Raw genomic sequence first — 7,397 nt, 5'->3', positions numbered from 1 at the left:
TTTTAAATCCGCCATAAACGCTTTGTGGTGTTTTGAGGCTACGTATTTGATTGAATTACGTATTTGATGAATAACACAGAGCTGGACTTCGGTTCGCGGGTAAATGCTGTTGATAGCCTCCGGGAATCCGGTCAGGCCATCGACACAGGCAATCAGAATATCGTTTAAGCCCCTGTTTTGCAGGTCTGTCAGCACTGACAGCCAGAAGTTAGCCCCTTCATTTTCAGACAGATACAGACCTAAAATCTCTTTTTTACCTTCCAGATTCAGGGCCAGCACGGTGTAAACCGCTTTGTTCTGATAACGGTCATCTTCACGGATTTTATAATGAATGGCATCCAGCCAGACGAAAGGATAAACCGCCTCCAGCGGGCGCTGTTGCCATTGTTTTAACTCAGGGATCACTTTATCCGTCACCGCGCTGATGGTGGCGCTGGATACGCTGAAAGCGTATAAATCCTCGATTTCGCGACTGATATCGGCGTAGCTCATTTCCAGCGCGAACATGCGAATGATTTTCTGCTCAATCTCATCGGAGAGCGTAGTCTGATGTTTTTTCACTAATTGCGGTTCGAAAGTACTGTTACGGTCACGGGGCGTGGCCAGTTCAAAGCTGCCGGTAGGGGTTTTGATGGTTTTTTTGCCAGACCCATTTTTACGGTTAGCGTCAATATCATTTGCCAGATGGGAGTCCAGCTCCGCCGTCAATGCAGCTTCAGTTACTGTTTGATTAACGGGGTTAAGATGCCATCTTTGCCGGTCAAGGCTTGACCTGATTGCAAGGTTTTTAGCGCTTTTTCAAAATCGAAAGATTGAGTCATATGTCATTCCTCTTTTTAAATACTTTAGCGGAATGACACAGAATTTCTAATACTCCCGAGCCATATTCAACGTCATCTGGCGCCCCCATGTAGGAGATGGCTGCGTGTGATCCCTTCCCAATATCGATGCAAGGTTAAATCAGAGATTCCGCCCTTTTGATGGTTAGTCAACCTCAAAAGACACTATTGAGATTCCTAACCATCAAGCTCATCATATTTTTATGGTGTCTGGTTTTTATGATTCTATTGGCTTTCCGGTTTTAAACTCTGACGTATCTAATAGTGGCATGATGTTATTTCGCTTAAAGCCATAATTTCCAATAGCAATAGCCAAGTTACTTATTGAGTCAGCATTTATAAAAATCGCTTCTTCCTTAACAGTTTTATTCGTATTGAATTTATCAACAAACTCTTTTCTATCCATATTATAAAAAAGTTGAATGTATTGATCTGTTTCTATATTCTCCTCTTTTAACTGACAGGTTGAGTAAGAATAAAAATCAATTGAATCATCAAGTTGAGCGTGAATGGTGATCTCTGAGCCGTTGCCGTTTTTTAAGCATGATTTCTCTTTTATAATCTGGAATAAATCTAATTTAGTATGAAAATGACTCATTTCATGAATAAGTATATTAACGGAGTTAATAGTACATTTTCCGAAAAAATTATCTGTCAGTAAAATTCTTCTTTCTCTATCATTGATCTGTACCATTGCATCGACTTTAGCTGTTTCGTCCATACTACCGTATCCATAGTACACTGAATCTCTTTTGCTCTTTAAGGTTTCATCTATTTCCGACTTTATAGATTTGTATAAAGAAATTAATCTTGGTTTAACATCGTTAACATCTACAATCCCGTAATACCTTAGGTGATTATCTAGCTCATTGTTTGTTTTATCTTCTAATTGCTGTATTGCTGAATCCAGCAATTTCATGGAGTTATATGCTACTCCTTTGAAAAACTCATATTTATCATGCTCAATACATTTAAGTTGTTCAAGCCCCCTTGCAACAACATTGATGCCATTGGCATTCAAGTAGCTTACAAAATCATCAGGAGGATGTGAGCTAGCGCAAAGTGGTGCTGCGGCAGCTGTCGAAAACTTCAGCGGGTCATTTTGGGATATAAACTGATCCAATTCATGCAGTGCATTTGTAACCGGACTCAGCATGGCACTGAAGCTATTGCCCGGCACAATTGCAGAGTTGTCAGATGTTGTCGAAATGAGATTAGAGGAAAGCTTGACCTGGCTTAGAAGCGTTAACACTGGGATAGCTATGCCCCACAGTGGAGCTGTGTTCTGGTTCGATCGTCTGTGCGGTTCTTCAGGATAATTGGCTATCCTGCTAATACTCTTTCCAAAATGATCTATTTCATCTTCATCCAGTGTGGCCGAGTGGCTTGGTTTTATACCCTGAGCAGAAAGGGCGTTTCCCCCTGAGTTTTTTTTGTGTGATATGTTCTGGTAGGATCCGCATGAAGATCGGTGATGCATCGCTGATACTGGCATGATTTTATTCCTTATTTATCAAAATGAGGTAGCCAAGTTCACTATGCCAATACAATCGAGAAAATACCAGAGGTTGTGTGCATTAAGCGGTTTTCGGTTAAGGGGTTTGACGCTCAGTGGAACAGTAGCCCACCGCTGGCGGGAGCTAAGCCTCTGTCAGAACAGTGTTTTTTCAGCTACTGTAGTCCGTTATAATGGCTCCATCGCATTAAGGCGCCGTCAGGTAACTTTGTGTGCGCTTTTATCCCCGCCAGGATATGGCGGCATGATGTGACGGCATTGAACAGGCGCTTCTGGCTCTTGGCGGAACGCCACGACATCTCCTGTTTGATAATGCCAAGATCATTATTCTTGAACGTGACGTGTATGGTGATGGCCGCCACCGCTGGAACCCGCCATGACTGGCTCTCGCCGAGAAGTGCGGTTTACGCCCCGGGTGTGCAGGCCTTATCGCGCCAAGACCAAGGGCAAAGTTGAGCGATTTAACCGTTATCTGAAGCATAGCTTTTTCGTCCCTCTGACCACCACGTTTAAACAGGCCGGGCTGCTACTTGATGTCGACTCAGCCAACAGGCGTCGGGCTGTGGCTTATTACCGTGGCAAACGCTCGTAAGCATGGCACGACCGGTGTTCCGCCAGAGCACCGGCTGTAACAGGAGTTGGCTGCGCTGCTTCCTCTTCCTCAAGTAGGGAGAACGATATTCAAACTGACCCCAGGAATACCTTCAGTTGACGAGATGATTGCCAGAATTGTGCCGCTTCTGGACGCCAGTTATGTCGAGTAGCTGAGACGTTACCTGGCCACATTCCTGCCAGGAAGCCGTCGGCCATTATTCGATGTCAGCAGAAAAATGGCCTGGCTCTGGTTACAACAGGCCGTGAAAGGGGCTGGATATGAAGGTGTCCACTCCCCCTAAAATGAGACAGCTATAATTAGATTTTCTGCCTTTACCTTTGCAGAGGTCAAAATGAAAAAAGCACGTTTTACTGAAACTCAGATCGTTAATATCCTGAAACTGGCTGATTCAGGTATAAAAGTTGAAGAAATTTGCCGTCAGAACGGAATTAGCAGTGCCACCTACTACAATTGGAAATCTAAGTATGGTGGGATGGAAGCTAATGATGTTAAACGATTAAAAGAGCTTGAAGAGGAAAATACTCGTCTCAAAAAATTGTTTGCTGAAGTCAGTCTTGAAAATCATGCCATGAGGGAGCTTTTTGCAAAAAAGGGTTGGTAATAACAGAGAAAAAGTCCTGTGCCGGATTATTAACGGCTTCAGGCCTGTCGGTTATTACAGCGTGCAAACTGACCTCTTTATCACGGGCCTCTTTTTATCGGCGCGGTACTGACTGGCGAGAAAAAGATAAGGTCGTTATCGATGCCATTCAGGCTGTGTTGTCTGAGTCGCCTCAGGCTGGTTTCTGGAAATGCTATTATCGTCTCAGATTTAAAGGGTTTATCTTCAACCATAAACGTGTTTATCGTGTGTATTGCCGGTTAGGTTTAAACCTTAAACGCAGGCTCAAAAAAACGCTGCCAAAACGTGAGAATAAGCCGTTATCAATTGTGAATCTGCCTGATATTCAGTGGGCACTGGACTTTATGCATGATGCTTTTTACTGCGGTAAGCGGTTCAGAACACTAAATATTATTGACGAAGGAACGCGTGAATGTCTGGCCATTGAAGTTGATACTTCTTTGCCGACAGACCGGGTTATTCGTGTACTTGAACGACTGAAAAAAGAACGTGGGTTACCTCAGCAACTCAGAGTTGATAATGGCCCAGAACTGATATCAGTTAACTTATTGAATTACTGCGAATATAATCACATTACACTGTGCCATATTCAGCCGGGTAAACCACAACAAAACGGATTTATTGAGCGTTTTAATGGCTCATTTCGTCGGGAATTTTTGAATGCTTACTTGTTTGAATCATTAAGCCAAGTCAGAGAAATGGCCTGGTTCTGGCAACAGGATTATAACCTGAATCGTACACATGAAAGTCTGGGGCATCTTCCCCCTGAGACATACCGAAAACAGCTAGAAAACTCTAATCAGGACTGTCTCAGATAACGGGGAGTGGACAAAGGTATTCAGTTCGCGCCACCGGCGCTAAATTCCAAAACTTTCCGGCATAGTTTTGCCATGCATCTGTTCTTTAACCATATCCCGCCGAAGGTTGTACTGGCGTACATGGGCCACGAAAGGTATGAAAGGTATGAAACTAACGAAGTATACTTGGAGGTGTTTGCTCTGGACGTGGCACCGCAGATGGGCGTGACGTTCGCGATGGATCACCGAGAATATGCGCATTTGCTGACAGCAAAAAATACAAAAGAATTACACATGTAATAAACTTGTATTCTATTTTGTAAAATTATTCCTTATTCATCAGATTATAAAAACTTTCAGCCAGTGAAATTTACAGTACAGGAAACGGGATTTTTACCTGTAACGACCATCATAGATTGGCTGTACGTCCAATTAAAAACTTATCAGAAGCTTAAATAGCAGCTGCTGAATATCCTGCTTTTGCGACAAAACAGCATGAGCGGTAATAATAGTTTTATCTTCGACTGAATACAGCACTCGATAGCCATCGAACGTATTACATTCACGATATTTTGCACAACCTATTTTGAGCAATTCCGGGCAGACCTGACAGCAAAGAGGAAAATTACTCACTCGATTTTCGAATTGCTCAATAATGGCGGTAATCACCTCTGTTGGTTTCGCCTCTATACGATGTAAGTAACGGGCTATATCTTCGATACAAATTTTTACGGTATGAGTGTATTGAAATACAACGCTCATATCATAACCCCTCCAGCAGCAGGCCTCTTGAGTAGACCTTACCGTCAGTTTTATCCTTCTCAGAGAGGGTAAGCAGCTTCAGTAATACAATTGCATTTTCACGCTCCTGCTGCACGTCGTATGATTCAATTACATATGCAGGAACGCCATTCTGAGTAACAAGAATCGGTTCTGCCAGATCAAGCGTTGCAGCGTTTTTTTTCACATAACTGATAGTTTCAACTCTCATGATAAATTCTCTTTTTTATGAGCGAGGTTTAAATTTAGTCTAAATATGATTTTATTGCAAGAGTGTGCTGAACGGGGTTACCTGGGGGCTCAACCGGCGGACACATTATGCCAGCTGTTGAATGCTGACCAGAGCACAGATGAGCTTGCTGGATGGCGACCAGAAATTGGAAGATGAAAGGTAGGTGATATGCTTATTTACCGACAGTAAAATAGAATACCTATAATTACATATGTAATTCAGACTGCTGACAAAGTCCTGGCCTCTTTGGTGAACTGACCCCATTAAGTTGAACTGACTGCCATACCAAAAAAAACTCACCCCAACAATACCAGTTTGAAACCATCACCCTCGATGAACTTGTCCCCGAAGACCATCTGGTGAGCAAAATTGATGCCGCCATCGACTTTGAATTTATCCGCGAGGCTGTCGCCCATCTTTACTGTCCTGACAACGGCAGACCCGCCATTGACCCCGTTCGCCTGATTAAAATGATGCTGCTGGGGTATCTCTTCGGTATCCCCAGCGAACGCCGTCTGGTCAAGGAAATACGGGTCAATGTCGCTTATCGCTGGTTCCTGCGCATGGCCCTCACCGAAAAAGTCCCCGACGCTTCGCCCCTGAGCCAGAACCGTATCCGTCGCTTCAATAACAGCGACGTCTTCCAGCAGATTTTTGGCCACATTGTCGAGCAGGTTCTCAGCAGCGGCATGGCTAACGGGCGGGTTCTCTACACCGACAGCACCCACCTGAAAGCCGATGCCAACCCTCGCAAGGTGATGAATGAAGAACATCCGGTAAGCGTCAGTGAATAACGTTGAGAGTAATATTGCTTTCTGTAGTATTGGATTGAAATTACACGAAATGATTTTCACTGTGTATTACACGACAAAGACCATTAAAGGCCTGTCGAGAGTGGGCAGCGTAGTGAGTTAAATCACGGATGAGTGGTCTCAATTATAATATTCAGTACCAAGTATTGGACAAGAAAATTACAATTATGAATTAGTGTATATTCGGACAAGTCACAAAATATCGTGATTCACTCCTAAATACAGAAATCAGTAATAAGCACACAATGTCCCAATCATATGAAAAGAGAAAATAATCAGTGTGCATAAATATGCAACGGAAATGATATGCCAGATAACAAATTATAATAATAACACTATGGGAGTATTAGAAATTCTGTGTCATTCCGCTAAAGTATTTAAAAAGAGGAATGACATATGACTCAACCTTTCGATTTTGAAAAAACTCTAAAAGCCTTGCAATTAGGTCAAGCCTTGACCGGTAAAGATGGCATCTTAACCCCGTTAATCAAACAGTTAACTGAAGCTGCATTGACGGCGGAGCTGGACTCCCATCTGGCAAATGATATTGACGCTAACCGTAAAAATGGGTCTGGCAAAAAAACTATCAAAACCCCCACCGGCAGCTTTGAACTGGCCACGCCCCGTGACCGTAACAGTACTTTCGAACCGCAATTAGTGAAAAAAACATCAGACTATGCTCTCCGATGAGATTGAGCAGAAAATCATTCGGATGTCCGCGCTGGGAATGAGCTACGCCGATATCAGCCGCGAAATCGAGGATTTATACGCTTTCAGTGTGTCCAGCCGCCACCAGTGACGGATAAAGTGATCCCTGGGTTAAAACAATGGCAACAGCGCCCGCTGGATACGGTTTATCCCTTCGTCTGGCTGGATGCCATTCATTATAAAATCCGTGAAGATGGCCGTTATCAGAACAAAGCGGTTTACACCGTGTTGGCTCTGAATCTGGAAGGTAAAAAAGAGATTTTAGGTCTGTATCTGTCTGAAAATGAAGGGGCTAACTTCTGGCTGTCAGTGCTGACTGACCTGTAAAATAAGGGCTTAAACGATATTCTGATTGCCTGACCGGGTTCCCAGAAGCAATAAATAGCATTTATCCGGCCATAGAAGTCCAGCTCTGCGTGATTCATTAAAATACGTAGCCTCAAAACACCACAAAGCGTTTATGGCGGATTTAAAG

The 7,397-nt window shown here is 43.4% G+C and carries 6 protein-coding genes and 3 pseudogenes; 5 read left to right on the top strand and 4 right to left on the bottom strand.

Annotated elements, in window-relative coordinates:
• Positions 1 to 821 (bottom strand): annotated as a pseudogene (locus Q2T71_RS23285) (IS256 family transposase); the annotation flags it as partial.
• A gap of 235 nt (positions 822 to 1,056) precedes the next feature.
• Positions 1,057 to 2,334 carry a hypothetical protein gene (locus Q2T71_RS23280; protein WP_145511257.1) on the bottom strand — a complete coding sequence of 426 codons (1,278 nt, stop codon included), beginning with the start codon at positions 2,332 to 2,334 and terminating at the stop codon, positions 1,057 to 1,059.
• Positions 2,335 to 2,731: 397 nt separating this feature from the next.
• Between Q2T71_RS23280 and Q2T71_RS23275 the strand changes: the two genes are divergently transcribed.
• The 3 genes from Q2T71_RS23275 (at position 2,732) to Q2T71_RS23265 (ending at position 4,690) form a co-directional block, all read left to right on the top strand.
• Positions 2,732 to 2,947, top strand: coding sequence for a hypothetical protein (locus Q2T71_RS23275; protein WP_186378564.1), 216 nt, complete (start codon positions 2,732 to 2,734; stop codon positions 2,945 to 2,947).
• A gap of 355 nt (positions 2,948 to 3,302) precedes the next feature.
• Positions 3,303 to 4,411 (top strand): IS3-like element ISYal1 family transposase gene (locus Q2T71_RS23270; RefSeq protein ID WP_145511258.1). Its coding sequence is split into 2 segments (ribosomal slippage): positions 3,303 to 3,555 and positions 3,555 to 4,411, totalling 1,110 coding nucleotides; the frame shifts between segments, so codons are not numbered across the junction.
• Between the two features lie 6 nt (positions 4,412 to 4,417).
• Complete coding sequence (locus tag Q2T71_RS23265; RefSeq protein ID WP_246108375.1) at positions 4,418 to 4,690, top strand: tyrosine-type recombinase/integrase; 273 nt, start codon at positions 4,418 to 4,420, stop codon at positions 4,688 to 4,690.
• Between the two features lie 132 nt (positions 4,691 to 4,822).
• Here the strand turns inward: Q2T71_RS23265 and Q2T71_RS23260 are convergent, their stop codons facing one another.
• Together Q2T71_RS23260 and Q2T71_RS23255 are read right to left on the bottom strand one after the other, a co-directional pair.
• Complete coding sequence (locus Q2T71_RS23260; RefSeq protein WP_372560731.1) at positions 4,823 to 5,152, bottom strand: type II toxin-antitoxin system RelE/ParE family toxin; 330 nt, start codon at positions 5,150 to 5,152, stop codon at positions 4,823 to 4,825.
• A gap of 1 nt (position 5,153) precedes the next feature.
• Positions 5,154 to 5,381, bottom strand: a complete 228-nt coding sequence (locus Q2T71_RS23255) for a type II toxin-antitoxin system Phd/YefM family antitoxin (protein WP_145511260.1) — start codon at positions 5,379 to 5,381, stop codon at positions 5,154 to 5,156.
• A gap of 344 nt (positions 5,382 to 5,725) precedes the next feature.
• Between Q2T71_RS23255 and Q2T71_RS23250 the strand changes: the two are divergent.
• Positions 5,726 to 6,169: pseudogene (locus tag Q2T71_RS23250) on the top strand (transposase); the annotation flags it as partial.
• Between the two features lie 441 nt (positions 6,170 to 6,610).
• A pseudogene (locus Q2T71_RS23245) lies at positions 6,611 to 7,249 on the top strand (transposase).
• Positions 7,250 to 7,397 lie beyond the last annotated feature (148 nt).

It is taken from the genome of Yersinia sp. 1652 StPb PI, assembly GCF_041538345.1.
Lineage (GTDB): Bacteria > Pseudomonadota > Gammaproteobacteria > Enterobacterales > Enterobacteriaceae > Yersinia > Yersinia enterocolitica_E.
Note: the sequence above shows the minus strand (reverse complement) of the source record. Positions and strands in the feature narration are given on the sequence as shown.